The organism is Rhodococcus sp. IC4_135 (assembly GCF_011602025.1).
Lineage (GTDB): Bacteria > Actinomycetota > Actinomycetes > Mycobacteriales > Mycobacteriaceae > Rhodococcus_F > Rhodococcus_F baikonurensis.
The window spans coordinates 1-24,226 of sequence record NZ_JAAOLG010000019.1; the positions used below are offsets into that span (position 1 = coordinate 1).

Genomic DNA, 24,226 nt, shown 5'->3' on the forward strand with positions numbered 1-24,226 from the left:
CATTCCGTGAATCTAGCGACGCCTCGGAGACCTGTCTGTCGTCCGTTCGCAGGACTGATGCAGAGGTGCCGAAATGTGAAGAGTTCTAACCAGCGAGCAGGCTCAGCCGCCGTAGACCTCGGGGTCCAGGGTGCCGATGTACGGCAGATCGCGGTACCGCTCGGCGTAATCGAGGCCGTAACCGACGACGAACTCGTTGGGGATGTCGAAGCCCACGTCCCGGACGTCGACGTCGATCTTGACCGCGTCGGGCTTGCGGAGCAAGGTGACGACCTCGAGCGAAGCGGGGTTACGAGTCTTGAGGTTGCGCATCAACCACGACAGCGTGAGACCGGAGTCGATGATGTCCTCGACGATCAGCACGTGGCGACCAGCGATGTCCTTGTCGAGGTCCTTGAGGATGCGGACGACGCCCGACGACGAGGTCGAGGATCCGTAGGAGCTGACGGCCATGAATTCCATCTGCGACGGGATCGGCAGGGCGCGGGCGAAGTCGGTCATGAAGAAGACCGCTCCCTTGAGGACGCCGATCAGCAGGAGATCCCCTTCGGGGGCGCCTGTCGGGTAACGCTTGGCGATGTCCTCAGCCAGTTCCGCCGTTCGAGCACGGATCTGTTCTTCGGAGATCAGTACCGATGCGATGTCGCCCTCGTACACGCGTCAAACCCTTCGTCGGTCTTCGAATCCGAGGATCAGCCTGCCACGTCGCCGGGCCGCCACCAACCTCGCCTCCGGTGTTCCGCCCCCGATCGCGACGCCGCCTTGCCCCCGCCAGTCGATCACCAGGGCGTCGACCGCGCGTAATTGTTTGTCGGTCAATGCTTTTGCGCCGCCCTGCAACAGCCAGGCCCGTAGAGCGCGTCGACGGATTGCGGTGGGGGCTTCGGCAAGTGTGTCCACTTCCACTTCTCCGTCGACGACAACCCGTAGGAGTAGGGCCTCGGCGTACTCGTCGAGCGCCTCGCCGTCCTCACGTAACTGCGTCGCGGTTCGGGCCAACGCCTCGGGAACTCCCCCACTGAGAATTTCTTCGAGTAGCGGCAACGCCTCGTGCCGCAGACGGACACGAGTGAACTCGGGATTGTCGTTGTGCGGGTCCTCCCACGGCGTGATTCCCAGGTCGACGCAGGCCGCCCTGGTCACCGATCGACGGATGCCGAGCAGCGGCCGTCCCCAGGGGGCGTCGAATGCCGCCATACCCTGAATCGATCGCCCACCGGACCCGCGGGATAGTCCGAGAAGGACGGTCTCTGCTTGATCGTCGAGCGTGTGTCCGAGTAGAACCGGGAGGTCAGTCCTGGCGTCGCGCAGGGCGTTGTACCGAGCCTCACGCGCTGCGGCCTCGAGACTCCCACCATCGGCTACGTCGACGGTCAGCACCGTCGCGGTCCGGCAACCCAGCGCCAGCGCCTGATCCGCGGCCGAGCGTGCGACGGCATCGGAGCCGTCTTGTAGTCGATGGTCCACGATCAACGCGTCGACAGAATCGGTTTCCGCCACGGCTGCTGCGGTCAGCGCCAACGAATCGGCTCCCCCGGACAGGGCGACGACCACACGGCGTCGTGGCTCGTATGCGACCGTCCACGCCCGCACAGCCTGTCGCAACGCGAGTAGGGCAGGCGTCTCAGGCAGCAGCATCTAGCCGAGAACGCGCTTTACCCACGCGTCGGGATTGTCGATCTCGTCGAGCAACGGCAAGGTCTCGGGCCCGGCCCAGATGGTGTTGAACTGCTCCATGCCGACCTTGAGGACCACCGCGTCGACGAAGGCCTTGCCGCGTACGTACTGCGCCATCTTGGCGTCCATGCCGAGCAGCATCTTGATGATGCGCTGCACGGGGTTGGACTTGCGCTGCCGACGCTTGTCGAAGGCCGCTCGGATAGTGGCCACCGACGGCACCACGGCAGGGCCGACGGCGTCCATCACGTGGTCGGCATGCCCTTCGAGGAGGGTGCCGAGCACGAGCATCCGATCCAGCGCGTCACGCTGGGGTTCTGCCTGCGAGGCACGCAGCAGGCCGATGATCCCGCCCGCCGTCGCACCGTCACTGGAGTCGGGTTCCTTCCGCGAACGCAGCTCTGCGGCGAGGCGCCCGACGACGTCGGTCATCGACTCGTCCACCGTCGCTCCGAGCGTTTCGACGGATTCCTTCATGTACTCCGCTAGCCACGGCGAGGAAGAGAACTGGACCCGGTGAGTGACCTCGTGCAGGCAGACCCACAACCGGAAGTCACTCGGATTCAGCCGAAGGGACCGTTCGACGGAGACGATGTTCGGTGTGACCAGGAGCAGCGTGCCGTGCTCGCCGGTGAACGGGTCGTACTGCCCGAGGATCGCCGAAGACAGGTACGCCAGCATTGCTCCGGCCTGCAAGCCCGCCGGCTTTCCGACGATGAGATTGCCACTGCCGTCGGGGTCGGCGCCGGTGAGATGCGCCATCGACCGCGAGGCCGCCGTGATCCACCCGGCCCGGTCGAGCACGTCAGCGGCCGGGACCGGTAGGCCGTCGGCCAAACCGGTCACCTCACGAACCGGCAGTTCTGCACGCTTGGACGCTTCGGCGAGTTCTGCGGTTGCCGTTTCGGCCGTGTAGCGAGACATCGCGGGGCCGCCGCGCGCCAGTTTTATCCCGGCTTTGGCGGCAAGACTCCAGTCGACGGCACCACCGAGCGGAGCCGAGGATTCATCATCGTGTGGAGTCTTTTCGGCCACTATTGGCACCCGCAATTCCTCAAGGTTCCGGCAATCGCGTCCAGGGCAGGACGGCTCACTTCTGGCGGCCGGTCATTGGACATCAGTGCGAAGGTGAGCACTCGCCCGTTCTGATCGACCACGAATCCTGACAACGCGCTGGCCGTCGACAGAGTTCCCGTCTTGGCGCGTACCCAACCCGCGCCGGTTCGGTTTCCGGACGCGTAGCGGTCGGACAAACTTCCCGTTCCGCCGGCCACCGGAAGGTAGTCCAGCAGCGGACGAAGCTTCGGATCACCGTCACCGGCCGCAGCCGTCATGACGCGATCGAGTACCTGAGCGGGAATGAGATCGTCGACGGACAGTCCGCTGGAATCGTGCAGCGAAACTCCGGTGTAGTCGAACCCGGCCGCCTGCAAGGTCTTACCGGTCGCGTCGACGGCTCCGGTGAACGACGCTTCGATTCCGGAGGCAATCGCGACCTCACGCCCGATGGTCTCGGCGAGCACGTTGTCGGAATGTTCCATCATCTGCAGCAGCCGGTCGCTCAGCGGCGCCGACTGCACAGTGGCGATCGGCTTGGCACCGGCAGGCGCCGCGCCGAGACTCACGTTGGCGGGATCGACGCCGAGCGCCTGAGCGAGCACCTTGCCCGCGTCCAACGCGGGAGTCTCCGAACGTGGCGACTCGTCTTGTGTGCCGTCGTACCGACCACCTTCGATCATCACCGATTCGATCGGAGTGATGTAGCCCGCGGCAATGTCAGCGGGGAACCAGCCGGTGGCCATGTTGTCGCCCTTGAACAAACTCGAGTCCACCACGACGCTGGTCACCGGCGTACCGGCAGCCTTGATCTGGTCGACGAGATCCGCGATGTGAGCGGCGTTGGCGTAGTACCCGCTCTGCCCCTTCGGCGTCGCCGTCAGCGTCGGATCCCCGCCGCCGACCAGAACGATCTGGCCGGGGCTCGATCCGGGCACCACCGTCGTGGACAGCCTGCGGTCGAGCGGCAACTTCAGCAGTGCCGCCGATGCGGTGAGCACCTTCGTCGTGGACGCAGGCGTCATCGGCGTCGACGGGTCTGCGCTCCACAGAACGTTGCCGGTCAATGCGTCAGCCACGACTCCGGTGAACTTCCCCAGATCCGGGTTGGCCACGGCCGGGCCGATCGCCGCAGCGATTCCCGACGCGCTCGGGATCGGTGCGTCCGTCGGGACGGGCACCACCTGAGGTGACGGCGTCACGAGAGCAGGCTGCGGCGACGTAGTCACGGTCGCGCTGCCCGCGGTGTCGTTCGACGTACCGAGTTTCACGACGACAACTCCAGCGACGGCCAGTACAACAACTGCACCGACCGCCAGAAGGATGCGGAAGTTACGCCGTCGACTCTCTTCCAACGAGCCGATCTTCTTCTTTCCTTGGCCCGCCAACGCCCCTCCGTCTGTGCTCTGCCTACTGGGTGGTCAGGCAACCTTATCCTTGACCCGATATCCTTCCGACGAATCATTACCGACACGACAGCGAGGAATCGGCGTGGAGTTCGACGTCACCATCGAGATCCCCAAGGGTCAGCGCAACAAGTACGAGGTCGACCACGTAACCGGTCGCGTCAAACTCGATCGCTACCTCTACACAGCTTTCGGCTACCCGGCCGACTACGGCTTCATCGAAAACACCCTGGGTGAGGACGGCGATCCGCTCGACGCCATGGTCCTGCTCCCCGAGTCGGTCTTCCCCGGCGTCATCGTCGAGGCTCGCGCAGTCGCGATGTTCAAGATGGTCGACGAGGCCGGCGGAGACGACAAGGTCCTCTGCGTTCCGGCCGGCGACCCCCGCTGGGATCACATCCAGGATCTGGGTGACATCTCACAGTTCGAGCTCGACGCGATCAAGCACTTCTTCGTCCACTACAAGGACTTGGAGCCGAACAAGCACGTCGAGGCTGCCAACTGGGTCGGCCGCGCCGAGGCCGAGGCTGAGATCGAGGCTTCGATCAAGCGTCTCGCTGCCAACGGCGGTCACTGAGCTCAAGTTCTCAGGCCTTGCAGAAATCCCCGCACATCGGAAGATGCGCGGGGATTTTTTGTGCTGTTTTTACTCGCCCTTGCAGTTTCTACTCACCCTTGAAGTTCCTACTCACCCTTGCAGTTTCTACTCACCCTGGAAGACCGGCGGGCGCTTCTGGAAGACGGCGGTGATGGCCTCGGTCAGATCCTGCGAAGGCAGGAACGCCGCGTTCCAGGCTGCGACGTAGCGAAGGCTGTCGTTCACGCTCGCGCTGCGGGTGTGATCGAGCACGTCCTTGATGCCGTGGACCACGAGCGGCGGGTTGAGAGCAATCTCCTTGGCGGTCGCGCGCGCCGCGGCCAGTACTGCGTCGGCGTCTTCGAACACGTCGTTGACGAGACCGATCTTCTCCGCGCGCGCTGCGTCGATGTCCTTGCCGGTCAGAGCCAACTCACGCAGGTGTCCGTCGCCGATGATCGCGGGCAGACGCGCGAGGCTGCCCATGTCTGCGACGATCGCGACCTTGACCTCGCGGATGCTGAACTTGGCGTCGGCACTCGCGTAACGGATGTCCGCTGCCGTGATCAGGTCGACGCCGCCGCCGATGCACCAGCCCTGCACAGCTGCGACGACGGGCTTGCGGCAGTCTGCGACGGCATTGATGCCCGACTGCATGCGCTTGATCATGTCGTGGAACTTGGTGCGCGGGCCCGCCTGAGCCTTGTCCGCGAGGACGGCACCGAATTCACCGCTCATCGCCGGCAGGTCCAGGCCGAACGAGAAGTGCTTGCCGGAACCGGCGATGACGATTGCACGCACCTCGGGATCGGCGTCGAGGTCGGCGAAGATTTCGGGGAGTTCACTCCAGAAATCCGGCCCCATCGCGTTGCCCTTGCTCGGCCCGATCAGCGTCACCTGGGCGATGTTGTCTTCGCGCTCGACGGTGAACGCATTCCAGCTCTTCTGTTCAGTCATTACTCAAGAGTAACTAAAGGTCGGGCTCAGCCGAAGACCGCTGCCTTCATCCGAAAATTCCTGCCTCGTCGAGTACCAGTACGACGAGGGTGACGGCCATCAGGGCGAACATGATGAGCATCGCCATCCTGGCCGCCCGCTCACTGGTCGGCGGGAAAACGCGCTGCGCCGGATGCTCGGCCACGTACTCGGACAAGGACATGGTCCTGGCACGTGAGCGTGTCGGATTCTGTACCGCTGCTGTTGTAGCCATGTCGGTGATCCTTTCAACTACGCAATCTCAGTCAGGTACCCCAAAGGTGAAGTACCCGACTGAGTTCGACTTCTCCAATGTAGACCCGCAGACCGAAGAAGTCAGCGTGAGTTTCGTGCGAATTACCTGAGAGTTAGTCCACACAGGGGATGCCGCCATTCGCGTCGGCTCGGATGGGTGATCCCTGCGCTCCCGTATTGGGAACCGTCCCGGCCGATACCGACGGACCGGGTTGCACCGGGGCGGTCGAGAACACGGTCTGCGCATTGTCCTCACCGATCAGTACAGACACTGATTCGGCCGCTGCCTGCTCGTTCGACACCGCGACCACACCCAACTGCTCGGCCAGCGCCTCTGCGACGGCTTTGGCGCCGACCCCATAGCTGACCACCGACTTTGCCGTCGGAGGTGCGGTGCTCACCTCGCCGACTTCGACTCCCGACGCTTTCATCTCCGACGCCAACGCGGCGCCCAACCCGTCCGTCGCGGTTCCGTTGCGGATGTCCACAACTTCGTTCCCGGTCGAGATCGCGGTGTCCATCGCAGGGCCAGACGCAGAGTCGCCTCCCGCGAAGATCCTCGACACTTCACTACGCAGACGCGCCGGATCGACCGTGTTGACGTCCTGGCCGTCGACGGTCTCGTATCCCTCGATGGGCAGGGTGTAGAAGTCGATGTTCCCACCCGCGAGAGCGCTTGCCTGAGAAGCGAATCGGACGGGATCCATGGCGGAATCGATCACCACGTCCTTCTTCACCACGTCGGCGAGTGCCGTCATCTTCGGAATGTTGCCGATGACGCCTGAGCCCTTAAGGTTGGCAATCACCGCACTGATGAATGCCTGTTGCCGATGGGTGCGATCCAAGTCCCCGTTGTCGAGACCGTGGCGTTGACGGACAAACGAAAGCGCCTGTGACGCATCGAGAGTCTGAACCCCGGCCGGGAAGTTGGCACCCGAGAAGTCGTCCTGCACCGGATTGTTGAGGCACACCTGAACGGGGCCGATAGCCGAGACGACGTCGTAGAAGCCCATCAGGTTCACTTCGGCAAAGTGATCGATCGGAACCTTGAGCAGATTCTGCACGGTGGTCAATGTCGAGCGCCTTCCGACTTCCCGTGCTTGCTGTTCTCGCGCAGCAGGATCCGTCACGCCGTCCGCTACGAGTTTGGCGTCCGCGTCAGCCTTCGCCATTCCGTAGGCTTCCTTGATCTTGGCCATTCCGTAGCCGGGTACCGTGACGTAATCGTCGCGTGGAATTGCCACCGCACTGGCCTTGCCGCCGTCGCCCGGAACATGGAGCAGGATAAGCGTGTTCGTGTTGTACCCACCCACGTCGCTGTCCCCCGCGTGCAACTTGTCGGTGACGAACTCTGCCGGCAGATCGCTGCCGTCCATCGCTTTACGACTGTCGAGCCCGATCAACAAGATGTTGGTATCCCCGCCTGGTGAACTGCCGGCGTCGTCACCGAGAGCGGAGAGCGCGTCCGATCGATACAGCCCCGACGTGAGATCCGACTGCACGTACCACCCGATTCCGACGCCCACCAGAATCGTCGTCGACAAGGAGGCGGCCGCCAGCTTGCGCCCCACCGAGAGCGTCGACCGCTGCGGTTGACGCCTACGTCTGTGCCTGCTTGCCGAGTGTCGAGGTCGCGGTTCCACGGCCGACACGCTATCCACCGTTCCTGAGTAGAACCTGTCGATACCGGACACAGCTGGTCATTCGCTGAAAGAACGCTGAGAATGAAGTCCGAATTGGGCAAATCTGCTCTAGGCTCCGCCCTGTGGACCGCCGACGCTTCCTCAGTGCCCTCGCAGCAGCAACCCTGACCGGAACCGCCGCGGTGACCATGGGAACCGCTTGTTCGTCACGTTCGGTCGGGACGGCGGTCGCCGCAGCCGACGAACCAGCGGACCCCGCGCCTGTCCCCGATCTGCCGCCCGCCTTGTTGCCGCCTCCACCGCCGTCTGCCCGGGTGCCACTGCCCGGTGGCGGATCGTTGACCACCCTGCCAGGTGGCGGAGATCTGCTCGCCCTGACGGTTGACGACGGGGCCAGCTCCGAAGTCGTGCGCCTCTACACACAGTTCGCAAAAGACACCGGTATCCGTTTGACGTACTTCGTCAACGGGCAATACAACTCGTGGACCGAAAACGCCGGACTTCTGAGACCGCTGGTCGAGAGCGGACAAATTCAGCTCGGCAATCACACCTACTCGCACCCGGATCTGACGTCCGTGTCGAAGCAGCAGATCGCCGACGAGCTGACGAAGAACGGAACGTTCCTGCGCAACACCTACGGCATGGACGCGGCGCCGTACTTTCGACCGCCGTACGGAAGGCACAACGCGACAGTCGATTCCGTGGCCGCAAGCGTCGGCTACACCGTGCCCACCCTCTGGTTCGGGTCACTGTCGGATTCTTCGTTGATCACCGAGGAGTACATCCTCCAAATGGCGAACCAGTACTTCAATCCGGGGGCCATAGTGATCGGACACCTCAACTATCTGCCCGTGACCCACGTGTATCCGCAACTGGTGGACATCATCCGGAGCCGGAACCTGCGGACAGTCACACTCAACGATGTGTATCTGAAGCCGTGACGCCGTGGTGACCGCAGCCGACAACGAGGTCCCGGCTGAAAACCCGGTTCCGTCTGTGAAACAACGCACCGAGGCCTGGCTGCTCGCGGACATCACCGAGGAACCCGCCGGACATCTGGGGCCACACCGGATGGCGCCGAAGAAGGAGAAGCGCCACCCGTGGTGGAAGGTGATGTGCCTGACCGGTGTCGATTACTTCTCCACTCTCGGCTACCAACCCGGTATCGCGGCGCTGGCGGCCGGCACGTTGGCTCCCGTCGCGACAGTCGTATTGATCCTGCTGACGCTGTTCGGTGCGCTCCCGGTCTACCGGCGAGTGGCCCGCGAGAGTCCGCACGGCGAGGGTTCGATCGCCATGCTCGAGAAGCTGCTCCCCAAGTGGCGCGGCAAGATCTTCGTTCTCGTGCTTCTCGGCTTCGCGGCCACCGATTTCCTCATCACCATGACGCTCTCGGCTGCCGACGCCACGGCGCACCTCGTCGAGAATCCTTTTGCACCAACCTTTCTCTCCGGTCACACCGTCGCCGTCACCCTGGTTTTGCTTGCGCTCCTCGCTGCGGTATTCCTCCGCGGCTTCACCGAAGCCATCGGTATCGCGGTCGGATTGGTCGCCGTCTACCTCGCCTTGAACGTGGTGGTCATCTCCGTGGGTTTGTGGCACATCGCGACTGCGCCGTCGTTGGTCACCGACTGGACGCGCGCCATGACCACCGAGCACGGAAACCCGGCGATGATGATCCTGATAGCGCTGATCGTCTTCCCGAAGTTGGCGCTCGGCCTGTCCGGCTTCGAAACCGGCGTCGCGGTCATGCCGCAGATCAAGGGCGAGCCGCACGACACCGAACAGAATCCACGCGGCCGCGTCAAAGGCGCACGGCGCCTGCTCACCACGGCGGCGCTGATCATGAGTGGATTCCTGCTGACGTCGAGCCTGGTCACCACCATCCTGATCCCGGAGAACGAGTTCCAGCCCGGAGGCGCTGCCAACGGTCGCGCGCTTGCCTTCCTCGCGCACGACTATCTGGGTGAGATCTTCGGAACTGTCTACGATCTCAGCACGATCCTGATCCTCTGGTTTGCCGGTGCGTCGGCAATGGCAGGGCTGCTCAATCTTGTTCCGAGGTATCTCCCCCGCTACGGCATGGCGCCGTCATGGGCCCGCGCCGTGCGTCCGCTGGTCCTCGTATTCAGCGTCATCGCCATCACCGTCACGATCTACTTCGACGCCGGCGTCGACGCACAAAGTTCCGCGTACGCAACCGGTGTCCTTGTGCTCATCTCGTCGGCGACCGTCGCCGTTGCACTGTCTGCTCGCAAGCACGGACAGCGAAAACTGTTCGTAGGGTTCAGTTTTGTCGCGGTTCTGTTCGTCTACACGACGATCGCGAACATCTTCGAACGCCCGGACGGTGTGAAAGTGGCGTCGTTCTTCATCGCCGCGATCATGGTGGTGTCCTTTCTTTCCCGGATCTCGCGAGCCTTCGAACTACGGGCAACCTCCGTCGAATTCGACGAGACGGCGCTGCAATTCATCGCCGAGGCAGCCGAGAAGGGTTACCTCGCGATGGTGGCGCACGACGTCGACCGTCTCGACGAGGACGAGTATCGGCAGAAGGAATCGCAGCAGCGCGCCGAAAGCAACATCCCGGAGGCGGAGTCGATCATCTTCATCGAAGTCAACGTCACGGACTCCTCCGAATTCAGCACCGATCTCCTCGTCCACGGACGACAGCGCGGTGAGCACCGGATTCTCTGGGTCGACAGTCCTGCCGTCCCCAACACCATTGCGGCGGTTCTCCTGCGGACGAGGGACATCACCGGCGTGATTCCCGACGTCTACTTCGAGTGGACGGAGGGAAATCCGATCATGTACCTACTCCGATTCCTCTTCATCGGCGAGGGCGAGACCGCTCCGGTGACCCGTGAGGTTCTCCGCCGCGCCGAACCCGATCAGTCCCGACGGCCCCACGTCCACGTCGGTTGACACGGCACTCCCCTTGACCGCTCACGCGGGTACAGATGCGGAGTTGATCGCACGGCCAGCATTGTTGATTGCTTCGGGCACAACCGACCTCGGCCACGAGGTTCGAGCATCCTGCGAGAACGCATCCGTGAACATCTGCAGCCTCGGAAGTCGGCGAATATCAGTGACAAGCAGCTGGGAGCAGGACGGGCTTACCGGGGCGGGGAGTGGTTGAACGCGATTCTTCGTTCGATCTATGGTCCGGAGCAGACGCTTAGTGGACAATACGAACATGACGACCGGCGCGCCTGCTCAAACCGTGCACTTTGATCAGAAGCATTACACGGCAGTGGTTTCTGGCGCGAAAGTTTCCACCGTCCGCTGGCGCGAAGACATACACGAAGGACCGGCAATTTTCATCTTCGATAATCACCCGACGGCCCGCCCCCTGCAGGACAGGTCACCGCTGTAGAAACGTACGATCTCGCTCATCTGTCGCCGCTAGCAGCTCGCCAGCCACCCGGCACCGACATGACGAATTTCGCAAGACAACTCCGGGTCAACTACTACCCCGAGATGCCTGAAGACGCTGTTGTTCAGGTGGTCGTCATAGCCACTGGTCACCACGGGGATTCGTCACTGCCCACGACGTAGTGCGACCGACCTCAGCCGTCGAAAACGTCTGTTGCACTTCCGTGTGCGTCGAGGTCTGCGTTGCTGGCGCCGATCTGGTAGTTGCGGCCAATTCTGGCTGGGTTGATCGGTCCAGGCGCGCTGGCGCTCGTCCGGGGTCAGCGTTGTCGTGGATCCTCTGCGACAGGGCCGCCTTCGTTTTCCCACCGATCCAGTGCGCGTTTTTCCTGCTTGGCGGCGGTGTCTTTGCGTGATCCGAGTGATCTTACGGACTTGAGTAGTTCTGTGAGTCGGCCCATGACCGGACCATACTCGACTTTCCGGCGAAGCTGACCCGGGGTTGGATGTATCTCCATCGGAGATGCCATCGGGGACTTCGACGCCGCCATCGACGGCGTCGACAACCACGAAACTCTCCGCCCAGCCGTGCATTGCACTACCCGCACGAGAACGCACGATCCGGGTGCATGGCGGCGCACTGCCAGCGCGGGGTGCGACTTCGGGACCGTAATGTTCGCGGCCAAACCGCGATCACGACGGCGGCGAAGCTACGCACGACGTCGCTGCGTCGTTCGGTGAGAATACTGGACATACGCCGGGAAAATCGGGGGCTTCAGCCGTCGAGATAGGGATAGGTTGTGGTGCGTGAGCGCACAGCATCTCGATTCGACGAGGTTGGTTCCGCCGACATCGGTAACGCGCATGGTTACTCCGGCCAGCCCTTGGCCATCATGATGGTCGCGATCGCCGGCGAGGTCGAGTGTGGCGAACTGGCTACCCACGTTCCACTCGCCGGTGGTTTCGGCGGTCCATCTTTAGAACGATCCGTGAGGAGCGGAATCTCCGCGCTCTAGGTAGCAGGTGTGGTGGTGTGGTTGTTGTGGAGGTTCGATTTTGTGCCGTTTGACGATGAGGACGATGGCGATGATTGGGTAGGCCAGGATTGGCGCGAGAGCACCCGCATACGCCTGTTGGTCCAGCAGGATGGCACTGCCGCTGAGCAATGCGAAGTCGAAGAGTCCGTGGAGGACGGAGTTGAGTGCGTTGCTCCCGGAGACCCGGCGCGTGAGATAGAAGAAGTATCCGGCGAGGCTGACCACAATCGCTTGCGGGACAGCGGAAGCGCCGTGTCCGAAGATGTTCGACAGGTGTACGGCGCCGAAGATAAGACTGGACCAGAGGGCAACCTGACCTTCGCGCAGACCGTGGTTGCGTAGCATGGTCACTCCGATGCCACGGAACATTCCCTCTTCGCCCCAGCCTACGAACTGTGTGGCGATCAGGAGGACGACGACGAACAGCCAACCTTTCTCCGCGAGCGCGCTGTAGTCGATGCCCAATAAGATTGCGGCGAGAAGTACGACAGGCACGACCCAAACCCAGCGATTCACCGGCCGATCGTCCTTGATCACCGGACGCCACCAACCTAGGGCTGCGACAACGCCATAGGTGAAGACCAGGGCGATTCCCAATGGGATCAGCATCGTGAAGACAACCCCGCGCGTGGTCAGGGTTTCGTCCTCGTTGCCCCAACCTTCGATGAGGCTGCCACCGAACTGAATTATTGCCAGGTACACCACGACGACGACAGCGAAGGCGGCGTAAGAGAGCTGACGCCCGGAGATGCGAGCCTGACCCGTGCGCTTTTGTATGTCCACCGCACAATATTAATGTCCAGATCGGCTTGATGCGGGCCGGGTCTCCTCGGTAGGCCACCCAAAATTCGTCCTTGCCTGCGAGCGCATTATTTTCAGCCAAATCCCGCTCATACCGGATCAGGGGTCGAGCGTTTTACGCGGTCGGGCGCGGGAAGAGTTGACCGGCGCGAGCAAGCCGAAACCGTGGCCGCAGCGAAAGACCGGAATCCGCACCTTGTGTCTCACCGGATCGTCGGAGATCTCCACGTCGGTTGACGCGCCAAACGACGAGCTGAGGGTTGGTCCAGGCCATGCCGGTGGATGACCCAGCAAGGCCCGTTACTGGAACGGCAAAGCCGCGATGCTCATGCGCGGGGCTACCTTTACACCGCGGCCGTCAAGGACAAGGACTTGATGGATCTGCGGATCTGGGCGTCCCCCGCAACGTCACACTGGTGCGCGACGTCCTGAAAACGGATCTGCCGGACTGGCACGCCGAACTCGCCAGGACTCGAAGTCCAACTTCTCCGACGACGTGGTCAGCGCATGTGCGCCGTTGCTCGAGCCGTTGACCTCCCCGAAGTTCATGCAGATTCGGATTCTCCGTCACTGGTGGGGTCTTCGCCGCTGAGTTCGCAGTTGGTCAGTCCTCGAAGCATGTGCGCGAAGGTTGCCGAGGCTCGCGCGTCGAGGTCGTCGGTCGAGATGCCAGATTCGCGCGCGAACTGGTCGCGAATGACCGCGTATCCGAAATAAGTTGCAACAGAAAGCATATGTGCCATGATCGGGTCTACGTCTGCCGCGAGGTTGCCGTTTTCGTGATCGCGCGTCAAGGTTTTTCTGGTTTCGTCCAGAAGTGGGAATGCCGTGATGTCGTTGCTACCGTCGAGCAAGAGGAGTGCGATCAGGCGCACTGCGTCGTTCCCTCCCAGCGATGCGTCAAAGACGGCTTGTCGACGTTCACTGAATCCGAGGGCGCGCCCTTCGTGGAAGACGGGTTGATCGGCCCATCCGGTTTCGGCGATCGCCGCGCGGAGAACTTCTTGTCGGGATCCGTAGTACTGGTAGATCAGTCCGCGGTTTACTCCGGCTTCGTCGGCGACTTCCCTCAGATTCAGGCCGGCCAAGACGCCGTCGCGTTCGAGTAGCCGGAGGGCTGTGGCCAGAATGTCCCGCTCGGTGCCTTTGCGGTCGCGCGGCTTTCGCTTGGATGTGTGGGCAGATTCCACTGCGGCGGTCTGTTTGGTCACCGGATGTCCCTTCATGCTGCGAGTCGGTGCTGCACCTTGCGATTGGTACTTGCGATTTGGATCACATCATCTTAGCATTCTGTTACTAGCGTTTTGATAGTAACGGTTCGTGGCGTGAACCACGCTCCAAATCTTCTGTGCGGCAAACAGTTGCGAGCCGCTTCCTACACATGACGGAGATCAGTAGTGGACTTATCCCGATCAACCGGTATCACCGCTCCACCTTCAGGGGGACTTGCGATCAAGACTGCCGCTGTGGTCGGTTTCTTGATCTTCGTCGAGTTCACCAGCGGTTTCGTTCAAGGCTTCTACGTCCCGATGTTCTCGGTCATGGCCGAGCATTGGGGCATCTCCGATGCAGATATCACGTGGTTCAACTCCGTTCAGGATCTGGCGGCATGCATCTGTGTCCCGGTCCTGGCGAAGCTCGGAGACATCTTCGGGCACCGGCGAGTCTTGCGGATCGCAATCGTCAGTGTGTTGGTCGGAACATTGATCACCGCGTTGACTTCGTTCTATCCGGCGGTGCTCGTCGGGCGGTTGCTGGTGGGGCCACTTCTGGTGTGGCTACCTCTTGAAATCGCGCTCGTGCACAATCGGTTGACGCGCGACTCGGCACGCAAGGCAATCGGAATGTTGGTCTCGGCGTTGACTATCGGGATCGTCGCCGGAACTCTCTCGGCCGGAGCGTTTTCGAAACTGACCGACAGTGTCACGCTGATGCTCTTGATTCCATGCCTGATCATCGCGTTGTGTGTCGTGGTGGTCTTCACCGTCGTTCCCGAATCGACGACTCGCACCAATCCACATATCGACGGTGTCGGGTTCGCCGGCCTCGGACTGGTCGTGGCCGGAGTCTTCTTCGGACTCAGTCAAGCTCAACGATCGGGTTTCGGTTCGCCTGCCGCGTGGATTCCTCTCGTCAGCGCCGTCCTCACTGCTCTCGTGTGGGCTCGATGGGAACTGACGACGCGAGCCCCTGCGGTAGACCTGCGGGTGATGAGTTCACGATCACTGTGGCCGGTGTACCTCTTCTCGTTCATCTTCGGAATCTGCGTGGCAGGAACGCAAACCATTCGCACCACCTTCCTCGCTGCCCGCCCGGAAGTCAGCGGCTTCGGATTCTCGATGTCTCCTGCTGCAATCGGACTCGTTGCTGCGTCCTACGCCGTCCTCGCCACGATGACGGCAGCGGGATTCGCGTACTTCGCGAAGTCGATCGGACTCAAAGGCGTCCTGATCTCAGGCGTTAGTCTGATCGCTGTCAGCGACATCATCATGGTGTTCTGGAATCACAGTCTGCCACTGTCGATCACGTCCGTGATGCTCGCCGGCGCCGGCGCCGGGTTCGTGATGAGCGCGTTGCCCACGATCGTCGCAGAGGCCGCTCCTGACGATCAGACCGGGATCGCGACCGGACTGTCGAGCACATTGAAGACGCTCGGTGGTGCGGCAGCTGGTGCCGGATTTGCCATGGTCCTCGCCTCGTTCACCGAGTTCGGAGCGAAACGCGCGAGCCTCGGAGGATACGAAACGGTGTGGATCGTCTGCACCCTGCTGCTGTTCCTGTGTCCGATCCTGTTGTGGTTCCTACCCACTCACAAGTGCTCACGCGACGACGCCGACACCACAGATCCCGCAACAGCCACCGAGTCCGAATCAACGGCCACTTCGTGACTGCACCGATCGAAAAACCCACCGAGGAATCCACCATGAATGAACAGTCCACTACCGAACAGGCCTTGTCCGGAGTACGAGTGCTCGACGTGTCAACCGTCCTGGCCGCACCCGTCGCTGCCACCATCCTCGGTGATTTCGGTGCCGAAGTCGTCAAAGTCGAAGAACCCGGCCGGGGCGACTTCACACGAGGCGGCGCAGCACCCGACACCGGCGGACGGTCCTTGCAATGGTCGCAGGAAGGTCGAAACAAAAGCTCTGTCACCATCAACCTGCGTACCGAGCGAGGCCGCGAAATTCTCCGAGCGATGATTCCGCACTTCGACATCGTCATCACGAACTATCGCCCCGCAACTCTCGATGCCTGGGGGATGGATCCCGACACTCTCCAGAACATCAACCCCCGAGCAGTTTTCGTCTATCTCACCGGTTACGGATTGACCGGCCCGTATCGAGACCGAGGAGCGTTCGATCGAATCGCCAGCGCGTACTCCGGCTTGACCTACGTCAGCGGCTACCCCGATCAAGAACCCGTCCGAGCCGGATACTCGGTCATCGACTTCATGAGCGCCTACATGGCCGCCTTCGCCGCCATGACTGCTCTGTACCACCGCGACACCCGCGGCGGTGATGGCCAAGTCATTGATCTCGCACTCTACGAACCAGCCTTCCGAGCAAGCGAGAATGCCCTGTTGAACTACTCCGCGTTCGGAGTCGTCCGCGAAAGAATGGGCAACCACAACCCTTTCATCGTCCCCGCCAGCGACTTCACCACAGCAGATGCGCGCCGCGTATCGGTGCACGCAGGCACAGACCCACTGTTTCGGCGGTTGTGTGACGTGATGGGAAAATCCGAAATGGGCACCGACCCACGCTATTCGACGACAAGCGCACGCATCGAGAATCAGAGTGAACTGTATCCGGTGGTGAGCGACTGGATCGCCACCCACACCGCGGACCACGTCGTCAAGCTCCTCAGTGACGCCGACGTGCCGGCGGCACCCCTGATGAACGTCGCCGACATCTCCGCCGACCCGCACTATCGAGCACGCGGAACAATTGTCGATGTAGAGGACCCCGATTACGGAGCCATTTCCATGGCTGCACCGCTACCCCACATGAGCAGGACACCGGGAACGATCCGAAGTCTCGGACCTCGACTCGGAGCCGACACCGACTCCGTGCTGCGCGGCCTTCTCGGGCTGACAGATTCCGAACTCGAAAACTTACGCCACAACGACGTGATTTGACCACATGCCCGAACGAAAGTGACTGTCCCATGACCGAACTCGCGTACACCAGTGCAGTGGACCTGGCAGCAATGGTCCACTCGCGCACTATCAGCGCCACAGAGCTGATGACGTATACCCTCGCTCGTATCGACCGCGTGAACCCGGGACTGAACGCCATAGTCTCACTCGATCCGGAGCGCGCACTTCGCGATGCATCCGCTATCGACGACCAGTTCGCACGAGGCGATCACCCCGGCCCGCTGGCCGGGCTGCCCATCGTGGTCAAGGATCTCGAGAACGCGGCCGGATTTCCAACCAGCCGCGGAACAAGCGCGTTCCTCGGCGAGGGCCTGAAGAAAGTCGACAGTATCCACGTCGAACGACTGCGGCGCGCCGGCGCACTCGTCATCGGCAAAGCGAACACGCCCCCGATGGGAGCGGCCGTCCATACCGACAACGGCGCCTTCGGAATCACCCGAAACCCCTGGAACACCCGCAACTCACCGGGAGGGTCCAGCGGCGGATCAGCAGCCGCCGTCGCCGCGGGATTGGCAGCCCTGGCCACAGCCGGAGACGGCGGAGGTTCGACACGTATCCCCGGCGGACTGTGCGGAATCGTAGGCCTCAAGCCGACCCGAGGCCGGATTCCCACAGGACCACACCCCACCCCCGACTGGCCCCGACACAGCGTGTCGACTCCGATGGCTCGAACCGTCACGGACACAGCACTCCAACTCGACCTCACCGCCGGCTTCCACCCGAGCGACCCCTACTCACTTCCGCGGCCCGACCGGTCCTACAGCGATGCCATCGACATTTCCCCACCAACACTGCGCATCCGCGTCAATCGGAGTTGGGGCGTTGCGACCCCGACCCCGGAGGTACTTGGAGGGCTCGACACAGTCGTCGACGTGCTGACCGCACTCGGTCACACCATTATCGACGACGAACGCGTCCTCCCCTTCTCCGATTCATTCCCTGAACACATGCAACTTCGGCAACGCATCCTCGGCTATCACCGATTCACCAAGGTGAAAGACGAATTCAACTCCCGGCCGGAAAATTTCGAAGCCTGGTTCGCCGAGATACTCGAACGCGGAAGGGAAGTGACACTCGATCAACTTCAGTCGTACTGGCGCTACCGCGGAACACTTGACCTGTGGGCATCGACACTCTTTGCCGACTGCGACCTGTACCTGACTCCGACGACTCCCACGACAGCCTGGCCCGCCACGGGCCCAGACATCGCCCGCGCAGTCCGCGATCGCACCATTCCCACTGCATTCACCGCCATCTTCAATGACACAGGAAACCCTGCCATCGCGCTACCCGCAGGGCACGACACAGAAGGGCTCCCGATCAGCGCCCAGTTCGTTGGCCCTCACCTGAGGGAAGACATGCTTCTGCAGGTGGCAGCACAATACGAACGCGCAGCGGGCCACCTCTTCACACATCCCGATCTCGCAAATTTCGGATAGACAAGCAAGAGTGAACCGACTCGGCGCCGAGGACGATTCTCTGATGAGGGAGAGCCGTCCTCGCTGGGGAAAGCGAGGAATTCCGCGATGGCCGAAGGACGGAAATCACATGCCCGGGCGCCGCCGATGTTGTTCTTGTTCAACGTGTTGGGAGATGGTGTGGTGGCGCTCGATCGTCGCTTGTTCGTGTTCGACACGTGGTCGCCGAGGTAGAAGTCGAAGTCGGGGGGCACCCAGTGCGGCACAGCCGAGTCGACGGGCTCGCGCGCCGGCGTGGGTGCCGAGTTCGCGGATGCGAAATACTGCTGCGTTCACCTCGGGTCTTCGATTCGTTCGGCGACGGCGATCCCGGCTGCCTTCACGAGGAGTGCGATGCCATGTGAAGGCAGGGACCAGGACCGGGATGATTGCGAGGGCAGCTGCGATGCCCGGTGAGGGGAATGAACCCGAGATCTCCACCACTGGCGCTGAACTTCCGGCTCCTGCGTTGTGTGGGTCAGCTCGTTACGCCGCGTTAAGAACCTGAAAACTCGGTGAGCAAACCTTCCTTTCCCAGGTAAAGCAGCGGATTATCGAATTGTCCGCGCATCTGGTTACCGCGCGGCATGTCGAGCGCGCCTGAAGGCACAACGGGCCGGGAGGTCACATGCTGCTACATCAATCGATCGGGTTGGAGCGCTTCAACGAACTACCGCGACAGAAGGCGGTTCACGCATTGTTCGAGTGCTGCTGCTCTCTGACGTGGGCCGGGTGGGTCAGCGACGGACGTCCGTTCGCCGATCACGCAGAGATCCTCTCGCGAGCCGAGGACGCGATTCTCAACCTCTCGGACGAGGACGTCGAGCGAGCATTGCAGTGCCATCCACCCGTAGGCGTGCGCAAGAACAGCGTGCCGTCCCACCTCGAGCAATGCTCGATCTGGGTTCCCGACGACGCCGTCATGGCTACCATCTATCGCGCCGGCGAGGAGTACGAGCGGAACTTCGGCTTCCGTTATCTGTGGTGTTCGCACGGCCACGATGCCGACGACCTGCTCGCGAACATCGGCCAGCGTATGTCCAACGAGCGGTCCGTCGAGCGCAAGGTCTGCGTCGACGAGCTCGCCAAGATCACGCGGACGAGGATCGAGCGCATGCTGGGACCCGAGGACGGTTATCCCGAGTACTGAAAAGAAAAGCGGGTGCAGCGCTTTCGCGCTGCACCCACTTTCGTGCTCTGAAGATCAGAGATCGAACTCGGCCGGAGAGATTCCGACTGCAAAACACATGTCGCGTACGACGCCGCGCTCGTGCTCGTCGAAGTTGCCGTCTGCGCCGCCGATGATGATGCCGATCTGGATGACCGCCCGGGCCTGATCCTGCTTCGACTTGAGCTTCGCGATGGTTGCCGTCGCCTCGACCTTGCCGAACTCGTAGTCCGAGGACAGCTTGCTGCAGTACCAGTCGAACTGCTCACGAAGCTCGTCCGGTGGGAAGACCGCGAGCGACTCGTTGCTCATGATCAGCGCGGCGGTCTTCTGACGCTCCGACGGATCGATCGAACCGTCTGCGGCGGCGATCAACGCGCACATTGCCATGCTCGCGTTCTTGAATTCCTTGTTCTGGAACTGGCTGGTCTTTGTCTTGAGCTGGCCGTTCATCTCCTGAGCCTTAGCCTTCAACTGATCCCAGAATGCCATGAGTCTCCTCGAGTATTGCCGCCACACACCGCGCGTGGTCGTACCACCACTCTGCCTGTGCGCTCGGCAATCCGCCATCGGCCGCTAGGTGCGGTCGAACACTGCCAGAATTCGCGACTCGGAGATCGGGTCGAGCACGTCCGGGGTGAAGTGCCATTGCGTGCGGGTCCACGGATCGTGAACCTCCGTCTGCCCTGCTGCCGAAAGATGTTGGCACCCCTCCGACAGCGCGGCGACGGACTCTTCCGCGAAGTTCGACTCGTCCTCTCCGACAATCAGTATCGACAAACCGATTGCCGGTCCACGTTCGGCGAGGAACATGACGGTCTGTGCGTCTTCGGCGGAGTATCCGTGCGGGAAATCGCTGAGGATCAACAGTCGTAGGGAACTCGGGCCATCTGCGACGCCACTCATTCGCGCGAGTTCGCCCATGTCGACGGCTTCGGCGAGTGCCCGCAGACGCGCTGAGATCTCGGTGTGAGCGGTGATGACCGGCCCCGCGAGCATCGGTGCCAGTCGGTCGGTCAGTGGCGTGAGCGAGCCGGTCAGGTCGACGACGTCGAGTAGCGGCATCGGGCCTGCGGCCATGACGCGCACGGTGACGGCACTGATCAGACCGAGCGCTGCTTTGCTCGACGTACTGTCCACCCAGATGGGCCGACGCAGTGGGAGCGGGACGCAGTAGGGAACGGTGAGTGTGCCGCGGTCCGGAGCCGACAGCTCGCCCAGACGCATTCCGTCGCTGACGGCCGTGATCTGGGCCGGATCGGTTGTTCCCGCCCACGACACCGACTTCCACGACGCCATCGACCGTGGGAGCACACCGTCGATCACGCCGAGTTCGTGCGCAAGCTGGGCGCTGTCGCGGGCGTGATTGTCCCGTGCGAGTGAGACGAGATCGTCGTGACGCTTCTGTGCAGCATCACGCGCTGCCACTCCGGCTGCCGAGTTCCGCAACGACGGATCTGCGACGGCTGCTGTCAGATCTTCGTCCAGCCGAGCCAGCGCGTACTCACTGCTGGAGACGAAGGAAGCGGCAGATCGTGAGGCGTCCTCGAAGATCATCCATGCACGTTCGAGACCGCGGCCCACCTCCAACGGCTCCACCGCGGAGTCCGACGCGGGCGCAGCTGTCGGGGCTGGTTGGGCCGGCTCGTCGTCCACCTCGACGCCGTGCACCGAGATCAGTTCCGCCAGACCACCCGCGTAGCCCTGCCCTACGGCCCGGATCTTCCACACACCGGACTTTCGGTACAGCTCCCAGCAGATGACCGCTGTCTCGGTACCTGCGGTGGGGATCGCGAATTCGGCCAGGACCGAACCGGATTGATCGCTCAGGGTGGCGGAGAGCCCGGCCGTGCGAAAGGCGCCCGCCGCCGTCGCGGCCGGATCCACGCTCACGATGCACAACACGGCAGCGGCATCGGGATGAAGTCGATCGAGTTCCACCCGGATGCCGCTCTGATCGAGTTGCACTCCAGCGGTGGACGGTTGGTTGTAGAACACGAAGTCCGCGGACGTCAATGCCCTCAGGTTCGCGTCCGCTACCAGCGCCGACACGTCGAACGGCGTCTGGCTCTCGGCTCGAAACGTCACCACGGGCGCCTGCAGCGGCGCGTTCTGTCCGGGAACAAAAGTCATACCCACAGCAGCGAACTATGCCATGACCGGGCACTCTCGGTCAGCCTTGCAGGTCCGCCACGACTAGATCGGCCACCGCGGTCATCCCGGCATCCGTGAAGTGCAAGCGCTGCGCCGTCGACTCCGAGAACAGGCCTTCGAACCAACGCTGATCTGCACTTGCGCACGCGTCGTGCCCGCCGGCGATGCTCGCCGCCGCAATGTCGACAGTGCGCACACCGTGGGCGTGAGCGACCTCGTCGAACTTCGTGTTGTAGCGCGCGAAGTAGTCCATGAACCAGGCCGCGTCGGCGTCGGAGAACGGGATGTTCGGCCAGCAACCCCGAGAGGAGATCATGCCGCCCTCACCGATCAGGTAGATGCGAGCGTTGGGCGCGCGCTGCGTGACCGCGGTCAGGATGCGATCCAATTCTCCGGCAGCCCGGTCGATTCCGGACTGGGCGACGGAATTCGCGAGCGGGTCGTACCGACATCCACGATCAGTTCCTGGTCCCGGAGCGACGCACAGGGGCCCGAGGAAAATGCTGTTGGAGTCGTTGCCGCCGATCGAGATGGTGATCAGGTCGGTGTCCGGGTGCACGGCGTCGAGTTGGACCGGCCAGTAGTTCGGAATCAACTGTGGGGTGTCGATGATGTTCTCGGCGCGGGCCGCGCTGCAAGAGACGTCGGCGAACTCGGCGACCTCGAGTGCCCGAGAGATCTTGCCCGCGAAGTTCTCGTACGAGCGCGAGCAGGCGTCGGGGTACATCGGTTCCAGCCGTGGGCCGGAGGCACGGGAGTCACCGAGGGCGACGTACTTGATCCCGGTCTCGGAAAATCCTGACGGCGGTGCCGACTGGGGCACCGAAGCCTGCGCGATTCCGGTGCTCACGAGCGCCAGCACAACGCCTGCGACAGCCGCCGCACGACCGAGAAGTTTCCCTCGAATGATCATCTACTGTGCCAAGTCCTCTCGCGCACGGCCGCTCGACTGACGGCTCGACATGCCGCATGAGGTTAACGCACGGAGTGGACAACGATGTCCGGTTCGGCGGACGGCGATCGAAACCACCTACCGCCGAACCGGATTCATCTCGACTGTGCAGTCTCGACTCACACAGTGAGGAAACGGCCCAGCTGCGGCGCAGCTTCTCCCGCATGCTTGGCCTGAATACCTTCACCGATGGCCTGCAGCTTCCATTCACCGTTCACGCGATACACCTTTGCCATCACCATTCCGGTGAAGGCCATGCCGCCCTGGAGCGTGTATCGAGCGAGCTCGGAGTTGGTGGTGCTGTCCACGAGGCGGCAGAAAGCGTTGGAGACCTGCTCGAACGTGTGTCCGCGGTACGAGGTCACGGTGAAGATCACGGTGGTCACGTGAGCCGGGACGCGCTGCAGATCGACGAGCATGACCTCGTCGTCACCATCTCCGTCGCCCGTCAGGTTGTCACCCATGTGACGGACCGAGCCGTCCTTGGACGTCAGCTGACCGTAGTAACAGACGTCGACGAGGTTGCCGTCGGCGTACAGGAGAGCCGAAGCGTCGAGGTCGACGTCGGCGGTACGGCTGCCGAACAGGCCGCTCTTCTTGATCGGGTCCCAGCCGAGCCCCATCTGGATCATGGTGAGCGCGACGCCACCTTCCTTGCGGAGGGTGACCTTCTGGCCCTTGGTCAGGCTGACGGGGCGTCCCTTGACCAGGCTGACCTCGGGCTGCTGCGCCGGCGGCTGGTTCTGCACGGGAGGTGCCGGGGGCGCCTGGTTGTACGTCGGCTGCTGGTTGTACGCAGGCTGTTGGTTGTAGGCAGGCTGCTGCGCCGGCGGGTAGGCCGGCGGCGTCGGGCCCTGGTTGTAGGCGGGCGGTTGGTTGTACGCGGGCGGGGCCGGCGGAACCGGCGGAGCGTTGTACGAAGGCTGCTGCTGCGGCGGCTGGTTGTATGCCGGCGGTGTAGGAGCGACAGACGACGGCGGGGTGATCGGAGCCGGAGCCGCGACCGGAGTGGGCGGCGGCGGCGCGGGAGCATCGTCGACGGACACACCGTGATCGGTGACCAGCGCGGCAAATCCACCGGCGTAACCCTGGCCGACGGCGCGCACCTTCCACGCACCCTGGCGTCGGTACACCTCGAGCGCGATGACGATGGACTCGGAGGTGAGGCCGTCGATCACGTACTCGTACAACACGTTCCCGGCCGCGTCGGAGACCCGAGCGGTCGGTGCAGCAGTGCGCCCGAAGTTCGACGACGCGTCGTCGAGCGTGATGACGGCGCGGACTTGCTCGATGTCTGCCGGGACGCCGGCGAGCGAGACTCGGAGTGAGGCAATGCCACCCGGGTTGGGCACCAATTGCACGCCGGGTCCGGTCGGCTGGTTGAAGAAGACGAAGTCGGCGTCGGAACGAACTTTTCCGTTGCTCGTCACGAGGAGTGCAGACAGGTCAGCGGCTGCAGCCAACTGAACCGACACAACCACATCCGAGACGTCCAGCGGGCCGTTCTGCCCTTTGGCAAGCGATACAGACAACT

24 protein-coding genes are annotated in these 24,226 nt (G+C 62.8%); 10 read left to right on the forward strand and 14 right to left on the reverse strand.

Annotated features, from left to right (window positions below):
- Positions 1-102: 102 nt before the first annotated feature.
- From hpt to dacB, 4 genes are read right to left on the reverse strand one after another with little or no spacing between them, the layout of a single operon-like run.
- Entirely contained in the window at positions 103-657 is a 555-nt protein-coding gene (gene hpt, locus G8767_RS25540) for a hypoxanthine phosphoribosyltransferase (RefSeq protein ID WP_020906068.1), read from the reverse strand.
- Positions 658-660: 3 nt separating this feature from the next.
- Positions 661-1,638: a tRNA lysidine(34) synthetase TilS gene (gene tilS, locus G8767_RS25545; RefSeq protein WP_166812562.1), complete on the reverse strand. Its 978-nt coding sequence runs from the start codon at positions 1,636-1,638 to the stop codon at positions 661-663.
- Complete coding sequence (locus tag G8767_RS25550; RefSeq protein ID WP_095970821.1) at positions 1,639-2,712, reverse strand: zinc-dependent metalloprotease; 1,074 nt, start codon at positions 2,710-2,712, stop codon at positions 1,639-1,641.
- A complete protein-coding gene (gene dacB, locus G8767_RS25555; RefSeq protein WP_166812564.1) occupies positions 2,712-4,121 on the reverse strand; it encodes a D-alanyl-D-alanine carboxypeptidase/D-alanyl-D-alanine-endopeptidase in 1,410 nt (469 codons plus the stop codon). The genes G8767_RS25550 and dacB overlap by 1 nt, the downstream gene beginning before the upstream one ends.
- A gap of 103 nt (positions 4,122-4,224) precedes the next feature.
- Between dacB and G8767_RS25560 the strand changes: the two genes are divergently transcribed.
- Positions 4,225-4,716 carry an inorganic diphosphatase gene (locus G8767_RS25560; protein ID WP_003941181.1) on the forward strand — a complete coding sequence of 164 codons (492 nt, stop codon included), beginning with the start codon at positions 4,225-4,227 and terminating at the stop codon, positions 4,714-4,716.
- A gap of 126 nt (positions 4,717-4,842) precedes the next feature.
- Here G8767_RS25560 and G8767_RS25565 read toward each other — a convergent pair whose 3' ends face one another.
- The 3 genes from G8767_RS25565 to G8767_RS25575 form a co-directional block, all read right to left on the reverse strand.
- Positions 4,843-5,673, reverse strand: coding sequence for a crotonase/enoyl-CoA hydratase family protein (locus G8767_RS25565; RefSeq protein ID WP_007727023.1), 831 nt, complete (start codon positions 5,671-5,673; stop codon positions 4,843-4,845).
- A 46-nt stretch (positions 5,674-5,719) separates the two neighbouring features.
- A complete protein-coding gene (locus G8767_RS25570; RefSeq protein WP_124568973.1) occupies positions 5,720-5,926 on the reverse strand; it encodes a hypothetical protein in 207 nt (68 codons plus the stop codon).
- 133 nt (positions 5,927-6,059) lie between these two features.
- Positions 6,060-7,589: an LCP family protein gene (locus G8767_RS25575; protein ID WP_346843038.1), complete on the reverse strand. Its 1,530-nt coding sequence runs from the start codon at positions 7,587-7,589 to the stop codon at positions 6,060-6,062.
- Between the two features lie 122 nt (positions 7,590-7,711).
- On the opposite strand from G8767_RS25575, the gene G8767_RS25580 reads away from it, so the two are divergent.
- The 4 genes from G8767_RS25580 to G8767_RS25595 all read left to right on the forward strand — a co-directional run bounded on the left by G8767_RS25580 (position 7,712) and on the right by G8767_RS25595 (position 11,980).
- The gene (locus G8767_RS25580; protein ID WP_166812566.1) at positions 7,712-8,530 is read left to right on the forward strand and encodes a polysaccharide deacetylase family protein; all 819 of its coding nucleotides are present in this window, start codon (positions 7,712-7,714) and stop codon (positions 8,528-8,530) included.
- Between the two features lie 4 nt (positions 8,531-8,534).
- Positions 8,535-10,514: an amino acid permease gene (locus G8767_RS25585; protein ID WP_346843039.1), complete on the forward strand. Its 1,980-nt coding sequence runs from the start codon at positions 8,535-8,537 to the stop codon at positions 10,512-10,514.
- Between the two features lie 271 nt (positions 10,515-10,785).
- Positions 10,786-10,965 (forward strand): hypothetical protein, encoded by a 180-nt coding sequence (locus G8767_RS35575; protein WP_206029787.1) that lies wholly within the window; start codon positions 10,786-10,788, stop codon positions 10,963-10,965.
- Positions 10,966-11,767: 802 nt separating this feature from the next.
- Positions 11,768-11,980: a hypothetical protein gene (locus G8767_RS25595; protein WP_166812570.1), complete on the forward strand. Its 213-nt coding sequence runs from the start codon at positions 11,768-11,770 to the stop codon at positions 11,978-11,980.
- Here G8767_RS25595 and G8767_RS25600 read toward each other — a convergent pair.
- From G8767_RS25600 to G8767_RS25610, 3 genes are all read right to left on the reverse strand, one after another.
- Entirely contained in the window at positions 11,942-12,784 is an 843-nt protein-coding gene (locus G8767_RS25600) for a CPBP family intramembrane glutamic endopeptidase (protein ID WP_260395719.1), read from the reverse strand. The genes G8767_RS25595 and G8767_RS25600 overlap by 39 nt on opposite strands.
- Before the next feature lie 426 nt (positions 12,785-13,210).
- Positions 13,211-13,351: a hypothetical protein gene (locus tag G8767_RS25605; RefSeq protein WP_166812572.1), complete on the reverse strand. Its 141-nt coding sequence runs from the start codon at positions 13,349-13,351 to the stop codon at positions 13,211-13,213.
- Positions 13,348-14,013, reverse strand: coding sequence for a TetR/AcrR family transcriptional regulator (locus tag G8767_RS25610; RefSeq protein ID WP_166812574.1), 666 nt, complete (start codon positions 14,011-14,013; stop codon positions 13,348-13,350). The genes G8767_RS25605 and G8767_RS25610 overlap by 4 nt, the downstream gene beginning before the upstream one ends.
- Positions 14,014-14,268: 255 nt before the next feature.
- Here G8767_RS25610 and G8767_RS25615 point away from each other — a divergent pair, with 255 nt between their 5' ends.
- The 5 genes from G8767_RS25615 (at position 14,269) to G8767_RS25630 (ending at position 19,568) form a co-directional block, all read left to right on the forward strand.
- Entirely contained in the window at positions 14,269-15,690 is a 1,422-nt protein-coding gene (locus G8767_RS25615) for an MFS transporter (protein WP_166812576.1), read from the forward strand.
- 35 nt (positions 15,691-15,725) lie between these two features.
- Positions 15,726-16,940 carry a CoA transferase gene (locus tag G8767_RS25620; protein WP_124568980.1) on the forward strand — a complete coding sequence of 405 codons (1,215 nt, stop codon included), beginning with the start codon at positions 15,726-15,728 and terminating at the stop codon, positions 16,938-16,940.
- A gap of 29 nt (positions 16,941-16,969) precedes the next feature.
- The gene (locus G8767_RS25625) at positions 16,970-18,400 is read left to right on the forward strand and encodes an amidase (protein ID WP_124568981.1); all 1,431 of its coding nucleotides are present in this window, start codon (positions 16,970-16,972) and stop codon (positions 18,398-18,400) included.
- A gap of 87 nt (positions 18,401-18,487) precedes the next feature.
- Positions 18,488-18,613 (forward strand): hypothetical protein, encoded by a 126-nt coding sequence (locus G8767_RS36390; RefSeq protein ID WP_260395720.1) that lies wholly within the window; start codon positions 18,488-18,490, stop codon positions 18,611-18,613.
- Positions 18,614-19,046: 433 nt separating this feature from the next.
- Complete coding sequence (locus G8767_RS25630) at positions 19,047-19,568, forward strand: 2-oxo-4-hydroxy-4-carboxy-5-ureidoimidazoline decarboxylase (protein ID WP_095970800.1); 522 nt, start codon at positions 19,047-19,049, stop codon at positions 19,566-19,568.
- A gap of 54 nt (positions 19,569-19,622) precedes the next feature.
- On the opposite strand, the gene G8767_RS25635 is transcribed toward G8767_RS25630, so the two are convergent.
- The 4 genes from G8767_RS25635 to G8767_RS25650 all read right to left on the reverse strand — a co-directional run bounded on the left by G8767_RS25635 (position 19,623) and on the right by G8767_RS25650 (position 24,224).
- Positions 19,623-20,078 (reverse strand): TerB family tellurite resistance protein, encoded by a 456-nt coding sequence (locus G8767_RS25635; RefSeq protein WP_003941110.1) that lies wholly within the window; start codon positions 20,076-20,078, stop codon positions 19,623-19,625.
- 84 nt (positions 20,079-20,162) lie between these two features.
- Entirely contained in the window at positions 20,163-21,719 is a 1,557-nt protein-coding gene (locus G8767_RS25640) for a TerD family protein (RefSeq protein ID WP_124568982.1), read from the reverse strand.
- A gap of 40 nt (positions 21,720-21,759) precedes the next feature.
- Complete coding sequence (locus tag G8767_RS25645) at positions 21,760-22,653, reverse strand: SGNH/GDSL hydrolase family protein (RefSeq protein ID WP_124568983.1); 894 nt, start codon at positions 22,651-22,653, stop codon at positions 21,760-21,762.
- A 158-nt stretch (positions 22,654-22,811) separates the two neighbouring features.
- A complete protein-coding gene (locus G8767_RS25650) occupies positions 22,812-24,224 on the reverse strand; it encodes a TerD family protein (protein WP_124568984.1) in 1,413 nt (470 codons plus the stop codon).
- Positions 24,225-24,226 lie beyond the last annotated feature (2 nt).

Coding starts and splice junctions, on each gene's coding strand:
- tilS (WP_166812562.1), bottom strand. CDS start 1,638: ATGCTGCTGCCTGAGACGCCTGCCCTACTCGCGTTGCGACAGGCTGTG.
- G8767_RS25565 (WP_007727023.1), bottom strand. CDS start 5,673: ATGACTGAACAGAAGAGCTGGAATGCGTTCACCGTCGAGCGCGAAGAC.
- G8767_RS25570 (WP_124568973.1), bottom strand. CDS start 5,926: ATGGCTACAACAGCAGCGGTACAGAATCCGACACGCTCACGTGCCAGG.
- G8767_RS35575 (WP_206029787.1), top strand. CDS start 10,786: ATGACGACCGGCGCGCCTGCTCAAACCGTGCACTTTGATCAGAAGCAT.
- G8767_RS25605 (WP_166812572.1), bottom strand. CDS start 13,351: ATGAACTTCGGGGAGGTCAACGGCTCGAGCAACGGCGCACATGCGCTG.
- G8767_RS25620 (WP_124568980.1), top strand. CDS start 15,726: ATGAATGAACAGTCCACTACCGAACAGGCCTTGTCCGGAGTACGAGTG.
- G8767_RS25625 (WP_124568981.1), top strand. CDS start 16,970: ATGACCGAACTCGCGTACACCAGTGCAGTGGACCTGGCAGCAATGGTC.
- G8767_RS36390 (WP_260395720.1), top strand. CDS start 18,488: ATGGCCGAAGGACGGAAATCACATGCCCGGGCGCCGCCGATGTTGTTC.
- G8767_RS25630 (WP_095970800.1), top strand. CDS start 19,047: ATGCTGCTACATCAATCGATCGGGTTGGAGCGCTTCAACGAACTACCG.
- G8767_RS25635 (WP_003941110.1), bottom strand. CDS start 20,078: ATGGCATTCTGGGATCAGTTGAAGGCTAAGGCTCAGGAGATGAACGGC.
- G8767_RS25640 (WP_124568982.1), bottom strand. CDS start 21,719: ATGACTTTTGTTCCCGGACAGAACGCGCCGCTGCAGGCGCCCGTGGTG.
- G8767_RS25645 (WP_124568983.1), bottom strand. CDS start 22,653: ATGATCATTCGAGGGAAACTTCTCGGTCGTGCGGCGGCTGTCGCAGGC.